Below are 22480 nucleotides of genomic sequence, written 5' to 3'. Positions count from 1 at the left end.
GCTTAGCTCTGCGTCGTGACGAACAGCGCCTCGGCGCCATGGTTGAACTGCAGCCGCGCGAGCTTGGCGTAGAGGCCGCCCTGGCGGATGAGGGAGACGTGTGTTCCTTCCTCGACGATCCGGCCGTGATCCATGACCAGGATGCGATCGGCCTTCAGCACGGTCGCGAGCCGGTGGGCGATGATCACGGTCGTGCGCTCGCGCAGCAGGCCATCGAGGGCCTTCTGCACCAGCGTCTCGCTTTCGGCATCGAGCGCCGAAGTGGCCTCATCGAGAAGCAGGATCGGCGCGTTCTTCAGGATCGCGCGGGCAATGGCGATGCGCTGGCGCTGGCCGCCCGACAGCGTGATGCCGCGTTCGCCGACGCGCGTGTCGTAGCCGTTATCGAGGCGGTTGATGAACTCGTCAGCCTGGGCAGCCGCGGCTGCGGCGCGCACCGCCTCCCGGGTCGCGCCGGGCATGCCGAAGGCGATGTTGTCGTGGACGGACGACGCGAAGATGGTGACATCCTGCGGCACGATCGCCAGCCGGTCGCGCAGCTCCTTCGGATCGACGGTTCGAACATCGAGCCCATCGACCGTCACCGCGCCCTTGGCAGGATCGTAGAAGCGCAGCAACATGGAGAAAACCGTGCTCTTGCCGGCGCCGGAAGGACCGACGATCGCGACGGTCTCGCCCGGTTTGATCGCAAAGCTGAGGCCATTCAGGCTCTTGTAATCGGGTCGCGCCGGATAGGCGAAGTAGACTTCGTCGAAGGAGATGGCGCCGGAAGCCGGTACAGGCATGGCAACGGGGTTTGACGGCGCCTGGATCTCGGGGACCTCGGTCAGCAGTTCGTTGAGCCGCTCGGCGGCGCCGGCGGCCTGCGAAAGTTCGCCCCAGACTTCCGAGAGCGAGCCGAGGCTGCCGGCGGCAAAGACCGAGTAGAGCAGGAACTGGCCGAGGGTGCCGGCGGAAAGGTTGCCCGACAGCACATCATGCGCCCCGAACCAAAGCACGGCGACGACGCTGCCGAAGACCATGGTAATGGCGAAGGCGGTCAGCACCGAGCGCGCCTTGATGGCGGCGCGCGCAGCGCCATAGGCATCCTCGACGGCGGCGCCGAAGTGGTTGTTGGCGAGTGCTTCGCCATTGAAGGCCTGCACGGTGCGGGATGCCGCGATCGCTTCGCCGGCAAAAGCCGATGCGGTGGCAAGCGTATCCTGTGCCTCACGCGAGCGGCGACGGACGGAGCGGCCGAAGCCGACGAGCGGGAAGACGATGATCGGGATGGCGATGAGCACCAGGCTCGAAAGCTTGGGACTGGTGTAGACCATCATGCCTATGGCGCCGAGACACAGGATCAGGTTGCGCAGCGCCACCGAGGCGGTGGCCCCGACTGCGGACTTGACCTGGGTCGTATCGGCCGTCAGCCGCGAGACGATCTCGCCGGACTGATTGACGTCGAAGAAGGAGGCGGAAAGCCGGGTGACGCGGTCGAATACGTTGCGCCGGAGGTCGGCAACGATGCGCTCGCCCAGCGTAATGACGAAGTAGTAACGCGCCGCACTCGCCAGGGCGAGCACGATGGCGAGCATCATCAGCATCGAGAAGTAGGTGTTGATGAAACCGCTATCGGGACTGGAGAAGCCGTTGTCGACCATGCGCCTGACCGCAAGTGGCAGCGCCAGGGTCGTCACCGCGGCGAGGATCAGCGAAACGCCTGCGCCGATGACCAGATGGCGGTAACGGGCGAGATACGGCAGAAGCGTGGCGAGAGGGCGGATGGATTTGCGCGCCGGCGCCTGGATTTCTCGTTTTGACACTTGACCCCTTTCGCCGACCACGGAGGAAAGGGTTTGCCCATGAGTCTTCCGCGCGGCACTTGTTATCCCGCAGACCTTGATGTATAGGCACGGCATCGAATTGGGAAGCCGTGGCCTTCAGGCGGTCCGCGGCTTCATTTACGTGTTCGGTCTCGAAGTCGCAATGCCTTGCGACAATTGGACCCTGGAACTCTAGGAAGATCGTTATGAAGGCAGACATCCATCCCGATTACCACGTCATCAAGGTAGTCATGACTGACGGCACCGAATATGAAACCCGCTCGACCTGGGGTTCTGAAGGCGCCACCATGAACCTGGAAATCGACCCGAAGTCGCACCCGGCTTGGACGGGCGGCAACCAGCAGCTCATGGACCGCGGCGGCCGCGTCTCCAAGTTCAAGAAGCGCTTCGAAGGCCTCGGCCTCTAATCGAACGCCTCTTCGGCATTCTCAAAGCCCGGCCATCGCGCCGGGTTTTTTGTTGGCCGATCGACAGGTCGGAGCGCTTGCCGTCACTCGGGAAGACCGGCCTTGCGAAAGCCATCGACGAAATGCGCAAGCACCGCGTCGTCGCGGAACGGTTCGGTCGCGGCCCAGTGGCGGATCGTGAAATCCGGGTTGGTGACGAGAAACAGGTCCACCTCCGCGCGCGCCTCTTCGAGGCGGCCGAGTTGGGCGAGGCTTGCCGCAAGAAACCGGCGTGAACTCGTGCGGTAGGTCTCGTCGCCCCGCAGCGTCTCGATCGCGGCTTCATAGTCGCCGGCAGCATATTGCGCCTGACCGAGCGCCAGATAGTACCAACTTGTTGGGAAAGGGTTGAGCCGGAACGCCTTGCGAATATGAGCGAGGCCCTCTTCGATCCGCCCGGCGAGAACGTCAATGTCGGACAATGCCGCCCAGGCGTCCGCCTCGTTCGGATCGAGCTCGATCGCCTTGGCGAATTCCGCATCCGCTTCCGCAAAGCTGTGCTCGTAGGCGAGCAGGTAGGCCAGGATCCATCGGCTGCCGGCATCGTCCGGGTCGATCGCTACGGCTTTTCGCGCCAGCGCCACGGCAGCGCTGCGGGCGTCTTGTGTTGGTCCGCGGGCATGCACCCGTCCCATCCAGTGGTTCATCGCCAGCCAGCGGTAGGCTTCGGCATAATCGGGGTCGAGCGAAACCGCACGGCTCAGCATCAGGTGTGCTTCCTGGGCTGCCTGCGGCGTATCGTCCATAAGCCTGCGGGCGCGCACGCACAGATCATAGGCCTCTAAGTTGTTGGGCCGGTTGCGGGGTCGCGACAGTGGACGCAGATGTCCGAGCAGCGCTTCCACGATCCTCGCCGTGACCTCGTCCTGAACGGCAAAAATGTCTTCCAGGCTGCGATCGAAACGTTCCGCCCAGAGTTGCTCGCCATTCTGCGCGTCGACCAGTTGCGCATTGATGCGCACGTGTCCGGCAGCACGCCTGGCGCTGCCCTCCAGCAGGTACCGCACGCCGAGATCATCCGCGATCGCCCGAACGTCCACCGCCTTGCTCTTGTAGGCAAAGGACGAATTGCGCGCGATGACGAACAGGCCGGGGATCCTGGAAAGGTCGGTGATCAGATCCTCGGTCAGCCCGTCTGCGAAGGGTTCCTGCTCGGGATCCTTGCTGACATTGACGAAGGGGAGAACGGCGATCGACGGTTTGTCCGGCAGGGAGAGCGGGTGTCGCTTTGCCGCACCGAGCTTCCTCGTGTTTCCGGTGAAGCGATAGCCGACACGTGGGACCGTCGAGATCCACTCGCCACCATCGGCTGCGGGGCCAAGCAGCTTTCTCAGCTGCGCGATCTGGACGGTGAGATTGCCTTCCTCGACAGCTGTTCCCGGCCACGCGGCATCCATCAACTCGGCCTTGCCCAGGATCTCGCCGGGGCGTCCGACGAGCGCTGCAAGCAATCTCAATCCTCGGTAGCCGATGGCAACCGGATCCTCGCCTCGGAGAAGCGTTCCCGCACCCGGATCAAGCACAAAGGGACCAAAGGCGAAGCGCGCTACCTGCATGGGCGAATCTATAGTGCGTTTGGACGTTTTTGAGAACTTTTTGGAGGCGCTTAATTACGCTCCGGTTCGTGTCCTGCAGAATTCATCGGTCTTTCGGGCCGACTATGGAGGGTGCCATGAACCACATTCCTATATCTGTAGACCGACACCGGGCGGTGCCGTCGGTTGCCCCGCACAAGGCGGCAGGTCGAGATCGAGGTCGCCAAACGTTTCTTGCCGGCATGGGGCGGCTGCCGGAATGACTACGGATCAACAGTCTCCGTCTGTCGCAACGGTGCGCCGTCCATTGCGCGACATAACCTTGTCGCAGGAGCAGCCGATCCTGTGGGCGGCGATCGCCGGCACGATCGCGACCGTCACGGTGTTCGCGGTTGCCCAGGGGCTGACCTATCCGCTGCTCAGCTTCATCCTGGAGCGGCAGGGAACGACGCCGGGATTGATCGGCCTGTCGGCGGCAATGACGCCGCTGGGTTTCATCGTTTCCGCGCCTCTCATTCCGGTGCTGGTTCGGCGCCTGGGGGCGGCGTGTGTTGCCATCCTGTGCTCGATGTGCGCCGCGCTCATCCTGATCGCCATCGCCTGGACGCTGGACCTCTGGGTCTGGATGCCGCTGCGTTTCTTGCTCGGTTTCTTTGCCAATCCGCTTTCGGTGATCAGCGAAACCTGGCTGATCACCATCACTCCACCGTCGCGCCGGGGCCGCATCATGGGTCTCTATTCTTCGATCGTTTCGGGCGGCTTCGCCCTAGGTCCGCTGTCGCTCCGTCTCTTCGGCGCCGATGGCTGGCCGCCCTTCCTGATCGGCATCGTGGCCTTCGTCCTCTGCGGCATGATCTTGCTCGCCATCGTGCCGCGCCTGCCTGAAATGCCGCATGACGGCGAGGCAACGTCCGTCGGCGGCTTCCTGGCACTGGCGCCGCTCCTCCTGTTTGCGGTTTTCACCGCTGCCGCTTTCGAGCAGACCCTGCTTTCGCTGTTCGCCACCTATGGCGCGACGCTCGCAAGTGCCGAGGAGCGGATCGCCTCACTCCTCACCTGCTTCATTGCCGGCAATGCGCTGCTTCAGGTCTTTCTCGGACGCATGGCCGAGCAGGTAGGCTCGATGCGGGCGATGTTGTTTTGTGTGATCGTCTCGTTGGCCGGATGCCTGCTGCTGCCGTGGGCCTTCAATTCCTGGCTCGTCTGGCCGCTCGTTTTCTTCTGGGGCGGTGTCTCATTCGGCATCTACACGATGGCGTTGATCCAACTCGGCGAACGGTTCGCTGGCCAAGCGTTGATCGCCGGCAATGCGGCCTTCGCGGTTGCTTGGGGTCTCGGCGGCATGGTGGCGTCGCCTGCGACGGGCCTGGTCATGCAGTGCATCGGGCATCAGGGGCTGCCGCTGGCTCTAGGCTTCCTTAGCTCCGTGCTGGTGTTGTTTCTGGTGGCGAAGCTGCGACTTTCGCGATCGTGACGACGCGCCAGACAACAAAAAACCCGGCGCGATGGCCGGGTCCTGTTTCGGTATTCTGAAGGGTCAATCAGTTGGTGCCAAAGGCCGTCTGCAGAAGCTTGATCTGCGCCTTGACGCCATTCTGGTTGTCCGGAACGATCGCAGCGGCTTCGTGCGGACGGTAGATTTCGCGGTCAAGCAGGGCGACGCGGTTCTGCAGGCGCAGCGAGCGTTCGATCAGGTCACGGAAGGATTCCGGAAGGTCCGCCCAACCCGGAGCAGCGCGGTCGACGTTGAAGCTGTCGAGGCGCACCTTGCTCTTTTCCGACATCACTTGGTCGCGGCTCATCTCGCCGTTGTTCACGGCGCGCTGCAGCAACAGCCACGAGGCCATCTGCATCAGGCGGGTGGTGAGCCGCATGGACTCGGCCGCATAGAGTACCGATGCCATGCGCGGCAGAACCTTCGAGGCGGCGCGTCCGGAACCATCGAGATAGGTGGCCGTTTCCTCGACCAGACCCATGCCTTCCGAATAGAGCGTCTTGAATTGTGCCGAGGACGCTGCGTGTCCTGCGAAACTGACCGTATTCAATCCTCTCTCGGACATGACCTGTTTTCCCTGGTTCAAACGCATCACGACAGTCAGGTAGTGGATGACTATAGGAAACAAATCCTTGCCATCTCTATGCTCGAAGAATGATCCGATAGCGCATTTCGCGCAAGGGCATTCTTAAGAAAGGGTTAATCTCCACAGTTCTTTAGCGAAAGCTATGCCAAAATAAAAAAAGAGCCGCGGAAAGCGGCTCTCAAGGTAAAACAGGGAGAAAAATCAGACCCATTCGCCAGTCGGAGAAATTGTCTGAAACCGGAAAGCTCCGGATGCCCTGACAATCGCAGATAATGCTTAATTTGCCGTTAAGCACGCCCCGATTTGCTGCGCTGCAACCCCTGCTGCAAGGCCTCAGCGAAACAGGCTCTCGGCGGCGGACCGGCTTGCGGATTTGCGCGTCCGCTCGGCCTCGAGCCGGGTGATCTCTTCGGTTAACAACGCGATGCGCTGGGTGAGTTCATCGACTGAAAGCAGCGAAAGATCACTGCCGATTTCGTGCACCAGCTTCTTTTGTGGTCGGTCGTCGTCAAACAGGCTCATCCGTCTGATCCTCCCATTTCTGGTTGTTGTCCGGTTCGTTACGCGCTTCCTCGAGCGGGGCAGCGCGCGGCGAAAGCTGCAGGCTTTCCGGTGTCGTCGGCGCGCCGGCATTGACCGGCGAGAAGGCATCGCGGTCGGAGACCGGCACGGGCGCGCGCATCCGGCTGCGGATGATGGCATAGGCCGTGATCAAAATGTGGGCACAGGCGGTAATCATGAACAGGCCGTAGGGACCGGCGGCCGTCATGACCGGACCGCCGATCGTCGGGCCGATGATCGTGCCGATGCCATAGAGCAGCAACAGGCCGCCGGAAACCTTCACGAAGTCCTCGGCGGTCGCAAAGTCGTTGGCATGGGAAACGGCGATCGGATAGAGCGCATTGGCAGCAGCACCGTAGATCGCGATCAGCGTCAGCACGATCCAGACCTGGCTCGGCTCGATCAGGAAGATCAGCAGGCCGGCGAAGGCGCCGACGCCGGCAAGCGCGGCCAGCACATAGCGCCGGTCGATGCGGTCGGAGAGGCGGCCTGCCGGAAGCTGCATCACCGCGCCTGCAAAGATTGCCACGCTCATCATCGCTGCGACCGTACTGTCGGAAAGACCGGCCTGCCGACCGAAAACGGCGCCGAGCGTGCCGAAGGCGCCATTGGCGATGCCGACAAGCAGGATGCCGAGGAAGGAGACCGGCGAATTGCGGTAAAGCGCCCGCAGGTCGAGGCGGACCTGCTTCAGCGGCTGCGGCGTGGCGGCTTTGGACAGCAGCGTCGGCAGCATGGCAAGGCAATAGAGAATGCCGCAGATCATGAAGAAGATGCTGGTCGAGGTATCACCGAACGGGATCATCATCTGGCCGCCGACGACGCCGAAGAGCGTGATGGCGATGTAGAGCGAGAAAATGACGCCACGGCTCTCGTTGGTGGCGCGTTCGTTCAGCCAGCTTTCAATGATCATCGAGGTGCCGGCGGTGGCGAAGCCGGTCAGCGCACGCAGGATCAGCCACCAGGTCGGATCGATCATGATGCCGGTCAACAACGCGACGATGGCGATGAGAGAGGCAAAGACGCTGAAGGCGCGCACATGGCCGATGCGCTTGACGATATTCGGGGCGAAGAAGCAGCCGAGAACGAAGCCGGCTGCCCAGGACGTGCCGATCAGGCCAAGGATGGTGGTCGGATATCCCTCAGCGGTGCCGCGCACGGGAAGAAGCAGACCCTGGAGACCATTGCCCAGAAAGAGAAACAGCGTGCCGAGCAGGAGGGCGGCGACCGGAAGCAGGTTCTTTCTCATCATCCATCCGAATTTCGTTCTGCCGTCAGCAAGTTAGGGCGGTGCCTCATGAATTGCCAGCCGGTTTCTCTATACAGCGCTTTGATTACAGTGCCTTGAGTGGCCGTATAATTCCTTCGATCGGTGACGATTGGAGGAAACATGCGGCCGCCGGTCATTGCAAATCGCTCACGGAAACACTAGCCCTTTTTGCCAAGCGCAGCGTATCGCTAGTCCTTGGGGGAGGCGGTGCTCCGTGCGACGAATAGTGCCGGCGTTGCGAACGCTTTGCCGGCTGAGGCAGCCTCCCGGAAGACGAGGGCAACATGCAGAAGGCGCTCGCGCTTATCCTGCTCCTGGCAATGGGCATCCAGCTCCTGTGGCCGCTCGGCATTCCGGGTTTGCGCCGCCGTCGCGATTTCTGGAAGATCGCTGTTTTCGCCATCGTGATGATGATGGTGACGGTACTGATCCGGCCCTAGCCAGCTCATCCTGTCTCTAAGTACCCGTTTCCTTGGAAACTCCGGCGCCGATTGCCCGATGCTATTGGGTTGTACGTATATTCGTTACAACTACAAAAGGGCGCAGGACAGATGGGGAATAACGCGCTAGATTACCTCTTTCACTCGGGAAGTGAATTCGAGGGTTTCTTGGAACGCCGTCTCGCTGCCATTCTCGCCGCCGATGTCGTGGGCTACAGCCGTCTGATCGGGGCTGACGAGACCGGCACGCTGGCCGCGATGAAACGGCACAAGAATGAACTCGTCGATCCCAAGATCAACCGCCACAAGGGACGTATCGTCAAACTGACCGGCGACGGCATTCTCGTCGAGTTTGCAAGCGTCGTGAACGCGGTCGCTTGTGCTGTCGATATCCAGCGCGGCATGCTCATCCGCAATGAAAGCGTGCCACCGCTGAAGCGCATCGAACTGCGCATCGGCGTGCATCTCGGCGATATTATCGTCGAGGACGGAGATATCTTCGGCGACGGCGTCAACGTCGCCGCCCGGCTCGAAGGCTTGGCGGAGCCATCCGGTGTTGCCGTTTCCGCCACGGTGCGCGACCACGTCGGCAGCCGCCTCGATATCGGCTTCATCGACAAGGGCGAGCACACGCTGAAGAACATTGCAGCCGGTGTGCATGTCTATTCGGTGGCACTCGGGGCGCCGACGAAGGTTGCGGCGCCACCCAGCGGTGCCGGGCCCATCGTGCTCGATGACGGCTACGGACTTTCGGTCGGCGTGCTTCCCTTCACCAATATGAGCCATGACCCGGAACAGGAGTATTTCTCCGACGGCATCACCGAAGACATCATCACGGATCTTTCAAAGATCTCGAAGCTGCATGTCGTCGCCCGAAATACGGTGTTCACCTACAAGGGGCGGTCGGTGAAGGTGAAGCAGGTGGCCCAGGAGCTGGGCGTGCGCTACATCCTCGAAGGCAGCGTGCGCAAGGCGGGTTCACGGGTGCGCATCACCGGCCAGCTCATCGATGCCTTGACCGGTACGCACCTCTGGGCCGACCGCTACGATCGCGACCTGACGGACATCTTCGCCATTCAGGACGAGATCACGCACGCCATCGTCGATCAGCTCCGGGTCAAGCTGCTGCCGGCGGAACGGCGGGCGATCGAAAGCGACCCGACCACGAGCGTCGAGGCCTATACCTATTACCTGCGCGGCCGCCAGTTTTCGCATGCCTGGACCCGGTCCTATCTGCTGCTGGCCCGTCGCATGTTCCTGAAGGCCGTGGAGCTCGACCCCAGCTTCGCCCGTGCCTATGCCGGTATCGCCGACTGCGAGTCGGCGCTGCGCGACTGGCACGAGGACGAGTTTCCGCTGCAAAGCATTCTGTTCATGACCGACAAGGCGCTGGATATCGATCCGAACCTGGCGGAGGCGCATGCCTCCCGTGGCCTGGTCCTGCACCAGGACGGGCAGGACGATGCGGCGGTGGCCGAGTTCGAGCAGGCGCTGACATTGGACCCCAGCCTCTATGAGGCGAACTTCCACTATGCGCGTTTCCTGTTCATGCAAGGTGCCTTCGAAACCGCGATCCAGTTTTTCAAGCGGGCCGCCGACATCCGGCCGGACGACTATCTGTCGCCGATCCATCTGATGAGCGCCTACAAATCGCTCGGCCGCGATGCCGAACGGGCGCAATGGGCAAGGATCGGCATCGCGCGCGCGGAACGGGCGCTGGAGCTCAACCCGGAAAACTCCGGCCCCGCGCATCGCGGCGCGCTCGCACTCGCTCACATGGGCGAGGCGGATCGGGCGCGCGAATGGGCGGCCCGGGCGCTCGCGATCGATCCTGATGACGTGGTCGCCCGCTACAACACCGCCTGCGTCTATTCCCTTCTCGGCGACATCGACGCGGCGCTCGATCTCCTCGAAACCCTGCTGCCGCATAGTTCCTGCTATCAGTTGCTCTGGTTCAAGCAGGATTCCGATCTTGATCCCGTGCGTCACCACGTGCGCTTTCAGGCGATGGTCGAGGCGATCGCGAAATGCGAGGCGGGACTGTTGCGATGAACCGCCGGGCGGGATCGCCCGGCGTTCACCCTTAGTGGTGCCCTGCCTGACGGGATGCCGCCGGCGCTGTGCTGCGGCCGCCCGTCAGCCACCAGATGGCCGCACCGGTGACAAAGAGCATGGCCGTCGCAACGATCACGACCGCGGTAAAGGCCTGCTCGAAGGCGAGCCTGGCGCGCGTCACCAGTTCGCCGGCCACATCCGCCGGCAGCTTCTCGGCGAGAAGCAGGGCTTCGTCGAGGCTGTCGCGTGCTATCGCCGAAATGGAGGCACCTTCCGGCAGCACGAGGAAGGCGGTGTAGACGAGCGACATCACGCTGCCGAGAACGGCGATGCCGATTGCGCCGCCGAGCTCGAACGAGACTTCCTCGATGGAGGCCGCCATGCCGGCCCGCTCCGGCGGGGCATTGAACATGATGGCGCTGGAGGCGGCGGTCATCGCGGCGCCTATGCCGAGGCCGAGAACGACGAGGCTGGCAATCTGGGCAAGCGCGCCGGACCCGTGGACCAACAGGTATCCCCCGAGGCCGAGGGCCGCGAGAATGAGGCCGGAGCGCAGCACCACTTCCGCTCCGAGACGGGGCAGGAGGGCGCCGGTGAGCGGACCAGCAACAAAGGCGGCAAGCGGGATAGGCAAGATGAAGAGGCCCGCCTGAAGCGGCGAAAAGCCCTCGACCAGCTGCAACTGCTGGCTCAGCACCAGTTCGATCCCGACGATGGAGGCCGATGCCACCAGGGCGGCCGCGACACCCGAGGAAAACGCGCCGTTGCGGAACAGGCTGAAATCGATCAGCGGGTGCACGCTGCGCCGTTGCCGCCGGACGAAGAGGACGAGGCCGATCGCGCCGATCACGGCTGCGGCGAGGCCCGCTTCCAGTGACGGTTCGCGCTTGCTCGTTTCCTTGACGGCATAGGCAAGGCCGATGAGGCCGACCATGATCTGGAACGAGCCGAGCGCGTCCCACGGATGCTTGGGATTGCCGGCGTTGTTCGGCAGTACGACGACACCGAGCAGCAGAGCGATCGCGACGATCGGTACGTTGATCAGGAAGACCGAGCCCCACCAGAAATATTCCAGCAGGAAGCCACCAAGAACCGGACCGATGGCAGCGCCACCGGAGGCTATGGCGGCCCAGACGCCGATCGCCAGCGCTCGCTCGCGCTCGTCGGTGAAGGTGAGGCGGATGATCGACAGCGTCGCCGGCATCATCAGCGCAGCGCCGACGGCAAGCAGCACTCGGCCGCCGATCAGGATCGTCGGGCTGGGGGCATAGGCGGCGATCAGCGAGGCGATGCCGAAAACGGCGAGGCCGACAATGAAGGGTTTCTTGTGCCCGAGCCGATCTCCCAGCGTGCCGAGGCCAGGCAGCAGCCCGGCTACGACGAGTGCATAGGCATTGACGATCCAGAGCTTCTCCGACGCGGTGGCGCCGAGGTCATGGGTCAGGCGGGGCAGGGCGGTATAGAGCACCGTCATATCGACGACGATCAAAAAGAGTGCGCTCGATACGATGGCCAGAATGAGCCAGCGATTTTGCGGATGCATGGTACACCTCTATGGCCGCCCAGGATCAATTGAGGGCAAGGCCTTGTTAACATCAGGGCAGCTATATAAATACATACGTATGGAATTGAAAGGGAAAATCAAGAATGGGACGACGACGGACGATCGATCGCGACAAGGTGCTGGATGCTGCGGAGGCGATCGTGAACGCGGTTGGTGCAGCCGGTCTGACGATCGATGCCGTCGCCAAGGCTTCCGGCATTACCAAGGGCGGCGTGCAATATTGCTTCGGCAACAAGGACGGGCTGATCGACGCGATGATGGAGCGCTGGTTCAGCGAATTCGATAGCGCCGTTGCCGCGGAGGGCGGCGATGACGCCGATCCGGTGAAGGCGATGCGCGCGCATGCGGCGGTGACCGCCCGGATGAACACAGCTGACAGGGCGCGCACATCCGGCATGATGGCGGCACTCTTGCAGCGCGAAGAGCATATGGCGAAGAACCGTGCCTGGTACCGTGCACGTCTCGATGGCATCGACCTGTCGACGGAGGAGGGGCGCCGTGCGCGGCTCGCCTTCCTGGCTACGGAAGGCGTCTTTCTGCTGCGCGGCTTCGGCTTCGTCGAGATGGACGATGCCGAATGGCGGGACATGTTCGGTGATATCTTGAAGCTGTTGCCTACTGTGTAACTCCTTAGATCGGCATCGATCCAAGCAAGAAATTACACAGCATTCGGCGCGTTACGGCGTGCGAGGCTGAACCCCCGGTGATCGCCGCTGACGGCCACCAGGCGGAAAGCACTACAGATCGATCAGCCCACGCATCGCGCTGACGCAATTGCCGGAGAGACTGACCTGCCGAACGATGCCGCCCTGCTTGCGGACAGAGGCGCCAATGAGACTGCGCCGGCCCATCTCCACGCCCTGTTCGATGGTGATCTCGATATCGATATCCTGATCCGGCAGCAGCGCGACGAGATGGGCGGAAAGAGCTGCCGAGGCGCTACCGGTGGCGGGATCCTCGTTGACGTTGTCGAGCGGGGCGAACATGCGCGCCCGGATCTGCCACGGCGCGTCCTCGGAGCGCGCGTAGAGGAACAGGCTGAAGCTGTCCTCCTCCGGCTTGTAGCGGGCATTGGCCGCATGGAAGGCGGTGACGTTCGGTCTCGCTGCCGAAAGCGTCGCAACATCGCTCAATTCCGCAACGGCGAAGGGCAGGCCGACCGAAAGCCGGATCGGCGTGTGGGTGCGTGTGCTGACGGCTTCCGATGTCAACGACGCGCAGGCAGCGATCGTCTCGGCGTCGATTTCCGGGCCTGCCGTCAAGCTCCGCGGTACCACGATACGGGCGCCGGTGACTTCGCCTTGCTCCCGCAGCAACGTCGCCTCGACCAGGCCCGCCTTTTCCTCGAAGCGCAGGATGTCGCCGGGCACACGGCCGAAGATTTCATTCTGTCTGCCGAGCACGAAGGCGGTGCCGACATTCGGGTGGCCGGCAAAGGGAATTTCCATCGTCGGGGTGAAGATCCGGACCTCGGCGGTGTTGCTGGGGTCGCGCGGCGGCAGCACGAAGGTGACTTCCGAGTAACCAAATTCGGTCGCGATCGCCTGCATCTGCCCGCCGCTCAAGCCCCGGGCATCCGGAATGACCGCAAGTTGATTGCCGGCGAAACGCTCGGCCGTAAAGACGTCGACGGTGACATAGGCGATGGATGGCGAGGCTGCGGTCATGGCTCGGCTTTCGCTGGCGTTGGATGCGAAGCCAAGCCTTAAGCCAGCGCCCGCGACGGGCAAAGGCGCCAACTTGTTCCGGTGACAAGTTCGATCGGGGCGGCGGCGTGCGCTTAGGTTTCCCTTGCTGTCCGTTACCTCCCCGATGCCGATGACGCCATCATGCGGCCGAGGAACACGAAAAGGGGCCGGCTTGCGGCCCCTTCGCTTGCCTTCTGTCGAGTGGCACTCAGGCGGCCTTCTCGAGATCCTTCTTCCAGGCGCCCTTGGCCGCAAGACTGCACATTTCGGCTCGGTGCGAGAAGGCGCGCTGGCCGGCGGCGACGTTCTCGGCCTTGCCGTTCCAGGCGTTGAGCGCCTCCTGCTGCAGGGCGCGGCCATAGGAGAAAGTCAGCTTCCACGGCAGGTCGCGGGCGATGTTCATCGCCGAAAGATGGGCGGTCGCCTCTTCGGTCGATTGGCCGCCGGAGAGGAAGGCGATGCCCGGCACGGCCGAGGGAACGGTGCGCTTCAGCACCTTGATGGTGCGTTCGGCCACTTCGGCGACGGAAGCGTTGCGCGCCTTCTTACCGTCGATCACCATGCTCGGTTTCAGGATCATGCCTTCGAGCTTGACCCGCATTGCCGCCAGCTCCTCGAAGGTGACGCGCAGCGCCCACTCCGTCACGTGCTCGGAGCGATCGATCGAATGGTCGCCCGGCGCACCATCCATGAGCACCTCCGGCTCGACGATCGGCACGATGCCGGCGTCCTGGCAAAGGGCGGCATAGCGCGCAAGTGCATGGGCGTTGGCGCGAACGGCGCCGGCGGTCGGCAACGTATCGGAGACGGAGATCACGCCGCGCCACTTGGCGAAGCGTGCGCCGGCTTCGTGATATCTGGCCAGCCGTTGCGCGAGGCCATCAAGGCCTTCGGTGATCGTCTCGGCCGGGAAGTTGGTCATCGGCTTGGCGCCGGCATCGACCTTGATGCCGGGGATCGAGCCGGCGGCCCGGATGATGTCGACGAGCGGCGTGCCGTCTGCCGCCCTCTGGAACAGGGTTTCCTCATAGAGAATGACACCGGAGATGTATTTGCGCATTGCCTCGTCGGCGCGCAGCAGCATCTCGCGATAGTCTCGCCTGGATGCCTCGGTGGATTCCAGGCCGATCGTGTCGAAGCGTTTCTTGATCGTTGCCGTGGACTCGTCGGCGGCGAGCAGCCCCCGGCCGTTGGCGACCATGGCGACAGCGATGTCTTCCAGTCTTTCGCTCATGTTTTTCTCCCTAGACAGCGCCGATCACCAGGATCGGGGCGAGTACTGAAACAGTTTCGGACCGACGGCGCACGGAGCAACCGCCACGCTCCAAACAAGGGCGCGAGTAACAGGTGAAATTGTCCAGGAAAATGGCGAGAAAATCGACTAAAACGATTTAAAATTTTTTAATCGGTTGAATAAATGAGGCTTTTTCTTGATTGCCGGCGCGTGGGCTGTCCCCACGCGCCGGTTGCACGGCTTACTTCTGCTTGAGGATGTCGACGCCCGGGAGGGGCTTGCCTTCCATCCACTCCAGGAAGGCGCCGCCAGCGGTCGAGACGTAGCTGAAATCGTCGGCGACTTCGGCATGGTTCAGCGCTGCGACGGTATCGCCGCCACCGGCAACGGATACCAGCGAACCCTGCCGGGTCCGGGCGGCCGCATGCTTGGCAACGGCGACTGTCGCCTTGTCGAAGGGGGCGATCTCGAAGGCGCCGAGCGGGCCGTTCCAGACGAGCGTTTCGGCCTTGGAGATCCAGTCATTGACGGCTGCGATCGACTTCGGACCGACGTCGAGAACCATGGCATCGGCAGGGATGGCGCTGATATCGACCACTTCGTTGTCGGCACCGGCCTTGAATTCGCGGGCGATGACGCCGTCTTCCGGCAACACGATGGCGCAGCCGGCCTTGTCGGCGGCAGCGATGATCGCCTTGGCGGTGTCGGCGAGGTCATGCTCGCAGAGCGACTTGCCGACATTGATGCCCTTGGCAGCGATGAAGGTGTTGGCCATGCCACCGCCGATGACGAGCGCGTCGACCTTGGTCACGAGGTTCTGCAGCAGGTCGATCTTGGTCGAGACCTTGGCGCCGCCGACGATGGCAACGACCGGGCGCTTCGGCTGGCCGAGGCCCTTTTCGAGCGCCTCGAGTTCGGCTTGCATGGTGCGGCCGGCATAGGCCGGCAGGTGGTGGGCAAGGCCCTCGGTCGAGGCATGGGCGCGGTGGGCGGCCGAGAAGGCATCGTTGACATAAATGTCGCCGTTGGCGGCAAGCGCCTTGACGAACTCAGCTTCGTTCTTCTCCTCGCCCTTGTGGAAGCGGGTGTTTTCGAGCAGCAGCACATCGCCGTCGCTCATTTCGGCGATCGCGTTCTTCGCCTTGTCGCCGATGCAGTCGGCGGCGAAGTGAACGCGCTGGTCGAGCACGTCTTCGACGGCCGGAGCGATCGTCTTCAGCGACATGTCAGCGACCGGTTCACCCTTCGGGCGGCCGAAATGGGCCAGCAGGATGACCTTGGCGCCCTTCTCGGACAATTCGCGGATGGTCGGCGCGACGCGCTCGATGCGGGTCGCGTCGGTGACCACGCCGTCCTTGACCGGCACGTTGAGATCGACGCGCACCAGCACGCGCTTGCCGGCGATGTCGGTCAGATCGTCGAGGGTCTTGAAAGTCATCAGATAGTCTCCGGTGATAGTCTCTGGAAAAGGGTGGGGTAATCGATGACGAGGCCGTCCTCATCTACCGGCAGGTCCGCGGCAAAGCTGCGGTCCTCCGCCTCGTAGCGATAGAGCCTGAAGTCTTCGAGGCAGGTGTAGTGCTGGCCGTCGACGACGGGCTCGAACGTGTCGAACGGCACGTAGAGCATCTTCAGCCTGGCGGTGCCGGACTGGCGGGTAAGGCCGAGCCGGCGGATCGGCAGCGTGTTGGTGAAGGGCGTGCCGGCGAGGTCGATGTCGATGCAGCCGTCGAATTCGGGGAGGGGCGTGCCGCGCGCCGTCGCCCATTCGCCAGGAATATCCGAGCGCAGATGCAGGCTTCGGCCATCGGTGGTGTCGACCATGAACTTGCGAACCAGCCAGGCCTCGTCGCAATCGATCCGGTAGCGTACGCCGTAGGGCGTACCGCCGCGGTGGCCGATGAGAACGCCAACGGCGCGGATGATCGCGCCGTCGGTAGTTTCGGTTTGCGTCAGCGTCAGGTGTTCGAGCCCTTCTCCTTCAAGCGGACGCCAGCGGACCGTTGTTGAAGAAAGGGCGCGAAACATCTGCGTTAGATGAGCTTGGCGAAGGCGACAGCCGTGTCGGCCATGCGGTTCGAGAAGCCCCATTCGTTGTCGTACCAGGTGAGGATACGTACAAAGTTGCCTTCGACAACCTTGGTCTGGTCGATCGCGAAGATCGAGGAGTGGCTGTCGTGGTTGAAGTCGCGCGAAACGAGCGGCTCTTCCGTGTAGCCAAGGACGCCCTTCAGCGCGCCGTTGGAGGCGGCCTTGATGGCGTTGGTGATTTCCTCGACCGAGGTGTTGCGCTTGGCGACGAACTTGAAGTCGACGACCGAGACGTTCGGGGTCGGGACGCGGATCGACGTGCCGTCGAGCTTGCCCTTCAGTTCCGGCAGAACCAGGCCGACGGCCTTGGCGGCACCCGTCGAGGTCGGGATCATCGACAGAGCGGCAGCGCGGGCGCGGTACAGATCCTTGTGCATCTGGTCGAGCGACGGCTGGTCGTTGGTGTAGGAGTGGATCGTGGTCATGAAGCCATGGTTGATGCCGATGACATCGTTCAGGACCTTGACGACCGGAACCAGGCAGTTCGTCGTGCAGGATGCGTTGGAGATGACCAGGTGGTCCTTGGTCAGCTGGTCGTGGTTGACGCCGTAGACGACCGTCAGGTCGGCGCCGTCGGCCGGAGCCGAGACGATGACGCGCTTGGCGCCTGCCGTCAGGTGGGCTGCAGCCTTGTCGCGGGCGGTGAAGATGCCGGTGCATTCCATCGCGATGTCGATGCCGAGTTCCTTGTGCGGCAGCGTTGCCGGATCCTTGATCGCGGTCACCTTGATCGGCTTGCCGCCGTTGATGGTGATCGTGTCGCCTTCGACCTTGACCTCGGCCGGGAAGCGACCGTGGATCGAATCGTAGCGCAGCAGGTGAGCGTTGGTCTCAACGGGGCCGAGATCGTTGATGGCAACGACTTCGATGTCGGTGCGGCCGGATTCGACGATCGCGCGGAGCACGTTGCGGCCGATGCGGCCAAAACCGTTGATGGCGACTTTCACTGTCATGGGTCTCTCCCTGTCTGACTGACGTGGTACGAAAAAAGCGGGGCGCACCTTTCGGCGCGCCCCGCAGATTGATCAGGCGAGCTTCGCTTCAGCCGCGGCAACCACCGCCTCGGGCGTGATGCCGAAGTGCTTGTAAAGCTCCTTATAGGGACCGGAGGCACCGAAGGACGACATGCCGATGAAGGTGCCATCGCTGCCGATGAAGTGATCCCAGCCCTGACGGATGCCGGCTTCGACGGCGATCTTGACCGGCGAGTTGCCGATGATCGCCTGCTGGTAATCTTCGCTCTGCTCGGCGAAAAGCTCGAAGCAGGGAACGGAGACAACGCGGGTCGAGATGCCCTTGGCGGTCAGCGTCTGGCAGGCCTTGACGGCGATTTCGACTTCCGAGCCGGTCGCGAAGATCGTGACCTTGGCGTCGGCGGCCGAGATCAGGTCGTAGGCGCCGTGGGCGCACAGGTTCTCTTCTTCATACTCGGTGCGAACGGCCATCAGGTTCTGGCGCGTCAGCGCGATTCCGGACGGGCGGTTGTGGCTTTCGAGCGCGAGCTGCCAGCATTCTGCCGTTTCCGTGGCGTCGGCCGGGCGGAACATCAGAAGGGTCGGGATGGCGCGAAGGGCTGCCATATGCTCGACCGGCTGGTGCGTCGGGCCGTCTTCGCCGAGGCCGATCGAGTCATGCGTCAGCACATGGATGACGCGGATGCCCATCAGCGCGGCAAGGCGGATCGACGGACGGCAATAGTCCGAGAAGATCAGGAAGCCGCCGGAATAGGGGATGACGCCGCCGTGCAGCGCCATGCCGTTCATGGCAGCGGCCATGCCGTGTTCGCGCACGCCCCAGTGGATATAGCGACCGGAGAAATCGTCCGGCGTGATCGACTTGGTCTGGCTCGTCTTGGTGTTGTTCGAGCCGGTCAGGTCGGCCGAGCCGCCGATGGTTTCGGCCAGAACGCCGTTGATGACTTCGAGCGCGTCTTCGGAAGCCTTGCGGGTTGCCGGCGACGGCTTGGTCTCAGCGAGCTTCTTCTTGTAGTCGTCGATGGCGGAGGACAGACGGCCTTCGAGTTCGCCGGAGAAGCGGCGAACGAACTGGGCCTTCTTCTCGGCATCGCTCTTTTCGAGGCGCTCTTCCCATTCCTTGCGCGCCTTGGTGGAGCGCAGGCCGGCCAGACGCCAGGCGTCGAGCACGTCGGAGGGAACGACGAACGCTTCGGCTTCCCAGCCGAGTGCCTTGCGGGTGGCAGCGATTTCCTCGGCGCCGAGCGGCGAACCGTGGACCTTGTGGGTGCCGGCCTTGTTCGGTGCGCCGAAGCCGATCGTCGTCTTGCAGGCGATCATCGTCGGCTTGTCGGACTTCTGGGCCTGGTCGATCGCTGCAGCAATCGCGTCCGGGTCGTGGCCGTCGACGGCAATCGTGTTCCAGTTGCTGGCGCGGAAGCGGGCGTGCTGGTCGGTCGAGTCGGCGATCGAGATCGGGCCGTCGATCGAGATGTTGTTGTCGTCCCAGAAGACGATCAGCTTGTTGAGCTTCAGGTGGCCGGCAAGCGAGATCGCTTCCTGGCTGATGCCTTCCATGAGGCAGCCGTCACCGGCGAGCACATAGGTATAGTGCTCCATCAGGTTGGAGCCGAATTCGTCACGCAGCTTGCGCTCTGCGATCGCCATGCCGACAGCGTTGGCAATGCCCTGGCCGAGCGGACCCGTGGTCGTCTCGATGCCGGCGGCGTGGCCGTATTCCGGGTGGCCGGCGGTGCGGGCGCCAAGTTGGCGGAAATTCTTGATCTCTTCGATCGAGATGTCTTCGTAGCCCGTCAAATAGAGCAGCGAATAGAGCAGCATCGAGCCGTGGCCGGCCGACAGCACGAAGCGGTCGCGGTTCGGCCAGGAGGGGTTCTTGGGGTCGAAGCTCAGATAGCGCGTAAAGAGGACTGTCGCTATGTCGGCTGCGCCCATGGGCAGGCCAGGGTGGCCGGAATTTGCCTTCTCGACGGCATCCATGGAGAGGAATCGGATCGCATTTGCCATCCGGTCGTGTTTTTCGCGAGAGATCATGACTGTTCCGTTTTGCGTTCGGTGGTCAGGGAACGGTCTCTATCCTCCAAAGACCGCGCAAGAAGCGGCTGACACATAGCAGGTGCGCCGTGCGAGTCAATAAATACGGGCCTTCCGCGGCCATTTGACGGCAGGTTGTTCCGGGCCTTGTCCCGCAATGCAACAACGCTTTCGCACCGCCGTTGAAGAAAGCCGGCTACGCAATCCATCCACAGCTTCCGTAGTTGTTTGCGGAGCTTGGCATTGTTGAGACTTACGTAATAGGTTTAAAAAAGATCGAGCCGAAGCGGCGGACGGGATTCGGGCGATTCGGCCTCACGGGCGAGGTATTCGGAACACATGCCGGCAAAGACTGTCAAAGCGGCGATCGACGAACTGCGTAACGCGGTGCAGTCCCTGGAGAATGCGATCGACGGTCGGTTTGACAGGGAACGGGATTTCGGCGAGTTCGAAAGCGAGGTGCGGCGCGTCAACACCGACCGCTCGCGGCTCGCACAGGAGCTCGATCAGTCGCAGTTCCGGGCAAATCGGCTCGAGGAGGTCAACCGCGAGGTTTCCCGTCGCCTCGTGACGGCGATGGAAACCATTCGGGCGGTGCTCGACCGCTAGGAACAAGCGACATGGCGCAGGTCACAGTATCGATCGACGGCAAGGCCTACCGGATGGCTTGCGAGGAGGGGCAGGAGGATCATCTGATCGAGCTTGCCACCAATTTCGATCAGTATGTCGGGCACCTCAAGAGCCAGTTCGGCGAGATCGGCGATCTGCGCCTCACCGTCATGGCCGGCATCATGGTCATGGACGAACTCAGTGAGGTCAATCGCCGGCTGAAGAACCTCGAGACCGAGGTCGGCAACCTGACCAACGGGCGCGACGCCGCCATGTCCGATCAGATGAAGAGCGAGGAAGCGCTGGCCTCCGCCCTCAGCGAAGTCACCCAACAGATCCACAGCATTGCCGCCAAGCTGAACGGCCGACCGACGACGCCGGCAGGCTGACAAGGTTTCGGCGGGAAGCCTCTGGCGCGAAGCACCGAGACACTTTATATATCGGGTGCGGTCTGCGCTTCCCGACAGGAACCACAATCCCCGGGGCCATACTCGATCTCAAGGGAGCTGTCCCTGTCCGGGCTCGTGGGTCTGGACACATGGCGCCCACCTACTTTGTAGGCACCCGGGATCGTAAAATATCCATCGGTTGTGTGGATCGCACCTCTCCCTCTTTATGTGACCGCTCAATCTCCGGCAAAGGCCCGCCTGATGGCATCGGCCATGGCCTCGACGATCCGGTCCTTGCCGTTTCCAGCTTTCGATATCCGCAGCACGACGTTCGAGTGGTCGATCACCTCGTAGCCGTCATCGGCCGTCAGTTCGCGGCACCCGGCCGGGATGCTGCTGCGAGCGAGCGGCGCAATGGCAAGGCCCGACACCACGGCCGCCATCAGGCCGCCGCTCGTGCGGCTGACATAGGCGACGCGGCTTTCAAGGCGGCATTTCCTGAGATTGCGCTGGGCGAGGTCGTCGCACCAGCCGCCCTCCAGATAGGTATAGGTGGCGATCGGCAGAGGCCGCCGCTCGTCGGTGCGGTGCTGCTCGGAGGTCACCCAGACGGTCGGGTCCATCATCAGCACTTCATTCTTCGTCCGCCCGCCGGGCTCGAAGACGACGGCGAGATCGATTTCGCCGGCTTCCAGTGCTGCGATGTTGGTCATGGAGGCGCCCTGCTGCACGGTGACTTCGACGCCGGGGTGGATGGCGGCGAAGGTTCCGAGCGCTTTCGGCAGGGTAGAGTTGATGTACTCCTCGGGAATGCCGATGCGGACCGCGCCGTCGAGGGCAGGCTGGCGCATCGCGGCAGAAGTATCGTCGAGCAGCGTCACGATGCGTCTCGCATTGTCGAGCAGTCGCAATCCCTGCGGTGTCAGCACGACACCACGCGAGTGTCGCTCGAACAGGGTGTCGCCGAGCATGTCCTCGAGTTTCTTGATCTGCATGCTGACGGCGGATTGCGTGCGCCCGACAATATTGGCGGCGCGCGTGACGTTGCCGGTGTCGACCACCGCAAGAAAGGTTCGGAGCAGGTCGCTGTCGAGCGGAAGAGACATGGCTGTAACCATCAGAAGTTCTGATGGAAGCCATGCTTGCAATTCGTTTGTCAGATGTCAACGCAAGGACGAAGATCGCGTGATCCGATCATCTTGCGCAGGGCATACCCCATGAGCGTGCTTGCCGTTTTCGCCTTCTCCGAAGCCTCCATCGCGCTGCGGCGTCGCGTGACGCGATGGTCCCGCGACCTTCTGCTTCCTGTGGCGCTGGTGAATGTGCCGTCAGGCAGACCGGCGCTCCTGCGCGATGCGGGGATCTGTCAGGAGGCTGCCGGGATGATGCGGCGCGAAAGTCTGGCAAGCGTCTACCGGTCGCACTGGTTGCTGTAAGCGATTTTTCTGGTGCGGGATCAGGAGATGAGATCGAGTCTGGCGGCGCGAAACACCGCTTCGGCGAGATTGCCCGCCTGCAACTTGCGCATGGCATCCGCCAGTGCCCGATCGATCCGGTCGAGAGGAATGTCTGTCTCGCGCATCATGTCCTGGCGTGTGCGACCGCGGGCGGCGAGCGTCAGACAGCGCAGTTCCAAGGGTTCGAGTTCGTTCATCTGGTCCTTCATGGACGTCGGCTTTTCCA

22 protein-coding genes and 1 other RNA gene are annotated in these 22480 nt (G+C 62.9%); 9 read left to right on the top strand and 14 right to left on the bottom strand.

Going from position 1 to position 22480, the window contains the following annotated elements; all coding sequences use genetic code 11:
* Positions 1-2: 2 nt before the first annotated feature.
* Positions 3-1901: an ABC transporter transmembrane domain-containing protein gene (locus LAC81_RS15660; RefSeq protein WP_419195780.1), complete on the bottom strand. Its 1899-nt coding sequence runs from the start codon at positions 1899-1901 to the stop codon at positions 3-5.
* Between the two features lie 110 nt (positions 1902-2011).
* On the opposite strand from LAC81_RS15660, the gene rpmE reads away from it, so the two are divergent.
* Positions 2012-2233: a 50S ribosomal protein L31 gene (gene rpmE / locus LAC81_RS15655; RefSeq protein WP_034806140.1), complete on the top strand. Its 222-nt coding sequence runs from the start codon at positions 2012-2014 to the stop codon at positions 2231-2233.
* A gap of 83 nt (positions 2234-2316) precedes the next feature.
* Here rpmE and LAC81_RS15650 read toward each other — a convergent pair whose 3' ends face one another.
* On the bottom strand, positions 2317-3828 hold the full coding sequence (locus LAC81_RS15650; RefSeq protein ID WP_223725544.1) for a winged helix-turn-helix domain-containing tetratricopeptide repeat protein: 1512 nt from the start codon (positions 3826-3828) through the stop codon (positions 2317-2319).
* Positions 3829-4066: 238 nt separating this feature from the next.
* Between LAC81_RS15650 and LAC81_RS15645 the strand changes: the two genes are divergently transcribed.
* Entirely contained in the window at positions 4067-5281 is a 1215-nt protein-coding gene (locus LAC81_RS15645; protein WP_223725543.1) for an MFS transporter, read from the top strand.
* Positions 5282-5348: 67 nt separating this feature from the next.
* Here the strand turns inward: LAC81_RS15645 and LAC81_RS15640 are convergent, their stop codons facing one another.
* From LAC81_RS15640 to LAC81_RS15630, 3 genes are all read right to left on the bottom strand, one after another.
* A complete protein-coding gene (locus LAC81_RS15640; RefSeq protein WP_223725542.1) occupies positions 5349-5867 on the bottom strand; it encodes a DUF1465 family protein in 519 nt (172 codons plus the stop codon).
* A gap of 354 nt (positions 5868-6221) precedes the next feature.
* Positions 6222-6410, bottom strand: a complete 189-nt coding sequence (locus LAC81_RS15635) for a DUF1192 domain-containing protein (protein WP_113540880.1) — start codon at positions 6408-6410, stop codon at positions 6222-6224.
* Entirely contained in the window at positions 6397-7698 is a 1302-nt protein-coding gene (locus LAC81_RS15630) for an MFS transporter (protein ID WP_113540904.1), read from the bottom strand. The genes LAC81_RS15635 and LAC81_RS15630 overlap by 14 nt, the downstream gene beginning before the upstream one ends.
* Positions 7699-8003: 305 nt before the next feature.
* Here LAC81_RS15630 and LAC81_RS15625 point away from each other — a divergent pair, with 305 nt between their 5' ends.
* Together LAC81_RS15625 and LAC81_RS15620 are read left to right on the top strand one after the other, a co-directional pair.
* Positions 8004-8159, top strand: a complete 156-nt coding sequence (locus LAC81_RS15625) for a hypothetical protein (protein WP_113540881.1) — start codon at positions 8004-8006, stop codon at positions 8157-8159.
* Between the two features lie 111 nt (positions 8160-8270).
* Positions 8271-10211, top strand: a complete 1941-nt coding sequence (locus LAC81_RS15620) for a tetratricopeptide repeat protein (protein ID WP_223725541.1) — start codon at positions 8271-8273, stop codon at positions 10209-10211.
* A gap of 31 nt (positions 10212-10242) precedes the next feature.
* Here LAC81_RS15620 and LAC81_RS15615 read toward each other — a convergent pair whose 3' ends face one another.
* Entirely contained in the window at positions 10243-11757 is a 1515-nt protein-coding gene (locus LAC81_RS15615; protein ID WP_223725540.1) for an MFS transporter, read from the bottom strand.
* 104 nt (positions 11758-11861) lie between these two features.
* Here LAC81_RS15615 and LAC81_RS15610 point away from each other — a divergent pair, with 104 nt between their 5' ends.
* Positions 11862-12404: a TetR/AcrR family transcriptional regulator gene (locus LAC81_RS15610; RefSeq protein ID WP_223725539.1), complete on the top strand. Its 543-nt coding sequence runs from the start codon at positions 11862-11864 to the stop codon at positions 12402-12404.
* Between the two features lie 111 nt (positions 12405-12515).
* Here the strand turns inward: LAC81_RS15610 and LAC81_RS15605 are convergent, their stop codons facing one another.
* From LAC81_RS15605 to tkt, 6 genes are all read right to left on the bottom strand, one after another.
* Positions 12516-13445, bottom strand: a complete 930-nt coding sequence (locus LAC81_RS15605; protein WP_223725538.1) for a PhzF family phenazine biosynthesis protein — start codon at positions 13443-13445, stop codon at positions 12516-12518.
* 229 nt (positions 13446-13674) lie between these two features.
* Positions 13675-14700: a class I fructose-bisphosphate aldolase gene (locus LAC81_RS15600; protein WP_223725537.1), complete on the bottom strand. Its 1026-nt coding sequence runs from the start codon at positions 14698-14700 to the stop codon at positions 13675-13677.
* Positions 14701-14941: 241 nt separating this feature from the next.
* On the bottom strand, positions 14942-16138 hold the full coding sequence (locus LAC81_RS15595; RefSeq protein ID WP_223725536.1) for a phosphoglycerate kinase: 1197 nt from the start codon (positions 16136-16138) through the stop codon (positions 14942-14944).
* Positions 16138-16728 carry a putative glycolipid-binding domain-containing protein gene (locus tag LAC81_RS15590; protein ID WP_223725535.1) on the bottom strand — a complete coding sequence of 197 codons (591 nt, stop codon included), beginning with the start codon at positions 16726-16728 and terminating at the stop codon, positions 16138-16140. Before LAC81_RS15590 ends, LAC81_RS15595 begins: the two co-directional genes overlap by 1 nt.
* Positions 16729-16733: 5 nt before the next feature.
* A complete protein-coding gene (gene gap / locus LAC81_RS15585) occupies positions 16734-17744 on the bottom strand; it encodes a type I glyceraldehyde-3-phosphate dehydrogenase (RefSeq protein ID WP_223725534.1) in 1011 nt (336 codons plus the stop codon).
* A 72-nt stretch (positions 17745-17816) separates the two neighbouring features.
* Complete coding sequence (gene tkt / locus LAC81_RS15580) at positions 17817-19799, bottom strand: transketolase (protein ID WP_223725533.1); 1983 nt, start codon at positions 19797-19799, stop codon at positions 17817-17819.
* A gap of 339 nt (positions 19800-20138) precedes the next feature.
* On the opposite strand from tkt, the gene LAC81_RS15575 reads away from it, so the two are divergent.
* The 3 genes from LAC81_RS15575 (at position 20139) to ssrS (ending at position 21011) form a co-directional block, all read left to right on the top strand.
* Complete coding sequence (locus LAC81_RS15575; protein WP_065375262.1) at positions 20139-20408, top strand: DUF4164 domain-containing protein; 270 nt, start codon at positions 20139-20141, stop codon at positions 20406-20408.
* Positions 20409-20419: 11 nt separating this feature from the next.
* Entirely contained in the window at positions 20420-20797 is a 378-nt protein-coding gene (locus LAC81_RS15570; RefSeq protein ID WP_223725532.1) for a cell division protein ZapA, read from the top strand.
* Positions 20798-20853: 56 nt separating this feature from the next.
* Positions 20854-21011: non-coding RNA, 6S RNA (gene ssrS, locus LAC81_RS15565), on the top strand.
* A gap of 22 nt (positions 21012-21033) precedes the next feature.
* On the opposite strand, the gene LAC81_RS15560 is transcribed toward ssrS, so the two are convergent.
* Positions 21034-21903 carry a LysR family transcriptional regulator gene (locus LAC81_RS15560; RefSeq protein WP_223725531.1) on the bottom strand — a complete coding sequence of 290 codons (870 nt, stop codon included), beginning with the start codon at positions 21901-21903 and terminating at the stop codon, positions 21034-21036.
* A gap of 111 nt (positions 21904-22014) precedes the next feature.
* Here LAC81_RS15560 and LAC81_RS15555 point away from each other — a divergent pair, with 111 nt between their 5' ends.
* On the top strand, positions 22015-22233 hold the full coding sequence (locus LAC81_RS15555) for a hypothetical protein (RefSeq protein WP_223725530.1): 219 nt from the start codon (positions 22015-22017) through the stop codon (positions 22231-22233).
* A 20-nt stretch (positions 22234-22253) separates the two neighbouring features.
* Here the strand turns inward: LAC81_RS15555 and LAC81_RS15550 are convergent, their stop codons facing one another.
* Entirely contained in the window at positions 22254-22463 is a 210-nt protein-coding gene (locus tag LAC81_RS15550; protein ID WP_223725529.1) for a transcriptional regulator, read from the bottom strand.
* Positions 22464-22480: the final 17 nt, after the last annotated feature.

This window comes from Ensifer adhaerens, from assembly GCF_020035535.1.
Taxonomy (GTDB): Bacteria; Pseudomonadota; Alphaproteobacteria; order Rhizobiales; family Rhizobiaceae; genus Ensifer.
The sequence above is the reverse complement of the archived record's forward strand: the minus strand, read 5'-3'. Positions and strand labels throughout refer to the sequence as shown.

Bases quoted from the DNA above. Each gene is read 5' to 3' on its own strand.
- tkt (WP_223725533.1), bottom strand. From the start codon at position 19,799: ATGATCTCTCGCGAAAAACACGACCGGATGGCAAATGCGATCCGATTC.
- LAC81_RS15550 (WP_223725529.1), bottom strand. From the start codon at position 22,463: ATGAAGGACCAGATGAACGAACTCGAACCCTTGGAACTGCGCTGTCTG.
- gap (WP_223725534.1), bottom strand. From the start codon at position 17,744: ATGACAGTGAAAGTCGCCATCAACGGTTTTGGCCGCATCGGCCGCAAC.
- LAC81_RS15645 (WP_223725543.1), top strand. From the start codon at position 4,067: ATGACTACGGATCAACAGTCTCCGTCTGTCGCAACGGTGCGCCGTCCA.
- LAC81_RS15555 (WP_223725530.1), top strand. From the start codon at position 22,015: ATGAGCGTGCTTGCCGTTTTCGCCTTCTCCGAAGCCTCCATCGCGCTG.
- LAC81_RS15640 (WP_223725542.1), bottom strand. From the start codon at position 5,867: ATGTCCGAGAGAGGATTGAATACGGTCAGTTTCGCAGGACACGCAGCG.
- LAC81_RS15560 (WP_223725531.1), bottom strand. From the start codon at position 21,903: ATGTCTCTTCCGCTCGACAGCGACCTGCTCCGAACCTTTCTTGCGGTG.
- LAC81_RS15570 (WP_223725532.1), top strand. From the start codon at position 20,420: ATGGCGCAGGTCACAGTATCGATCGACGGCAAGGCCTACCGGATGGCT.
- LAC81_RS15625 (WP_113540881.1), top strand. From the start codon at position 8,004: ATGCAGAAGGCGCTCGCGCTTATCCTGCTCCTGGCAATGGGCATCCAG.
- LAC81_RS15605 (WP_223725538.1), bottom strand. From the start codon at position 13,445: ATGACCGCAGCCTCGCCATCCATCGCCTATGTCACCGTCGACGTCTTT.
- LAC81_RS15575 (WP_065375262.1), top strand. From the start codon at position 20,139: ATGCCGGCAAAGACTGTCAAAGCGGCGATCGACGAACTGCGTAACGCG.
- LAC81_RS15600 (WP_223725537.1), bottom strand. From the start codon at position 14,700: ATGAGCGAAAGACTGGAAGACATCGCTGTCGCCATGGTCGCCAACGGC.
- LAC81_RS15610 (WP_223725539.1), top strand. From the start codon at position 11,862: ATGGGACGACGACGGACGATCGATCGCGACAAGGTGCTGGATGCTGCG.
- LAC81_RS15630 (WP_113540904.1), bottom strand. From the start codon at position 7,698: ATGAGAAAGAACCTGCTTCCGGTCGCCGCCCTCCTGCTCGGCACGCTG.
- LAC81_RS15590 (WP_223725535.1), bottom strand. From the start codon at position 16,728: ATGTTTCGCGCCCTTTCTTCAACAACGGTCCGCTGGCGTCCGCTTGAA.
- LAC81_RS15595 (WP_223725536.1), bottom strand. From the start codon at position 16,138: ATGACTTTCAAGACCCTCGACGATCTGACCGACATCGCCGGCAAGCGC.
- LAC81_RS15650 (WP_223725544.1), bottom strand. From the start codon at position 3,828: ATGCAGGTAGCGCGCTTCGCCTTTGGTCCCTTTGTGCTTGATCCGGGT.
- LAC81_RS15615 (WP_223725540.1), bottom strand. From the start codon at position 11,757: ATGCATCCGCAAAATCGCTGGCTCATTCTGGCCATCGTATCGAGCGCA.
- rpmE (WP_034806140.1), top strand. From the start codon at position 2,012: ATGAAGGCAGACATCCATCCCGATTACCACGTCATCAAGGTAGTCATG.
- LAC81_RS15660 (WP_419195780.1), bottom strand. From the start codon at position 1,901: ATGCCGTGCCTATACATCAAGGTCTGCGGGATAACAAGTGCCGCGCGG.
- LAC81_RS15635 (WP_113540880.1), bottom strand. From the start codon at position 6,410: ATGAGCCTGTTTGACGACGACCGACCACAAAAGAAGCTGGTGCACGAA.
- LAC81_RS15620 (WP_223725541.1), top strand. From the start codon at position 8,271: ATGGGGAATAACGCGCTAGATTACCTCTTTCACTCGGGAAGTGAATTC.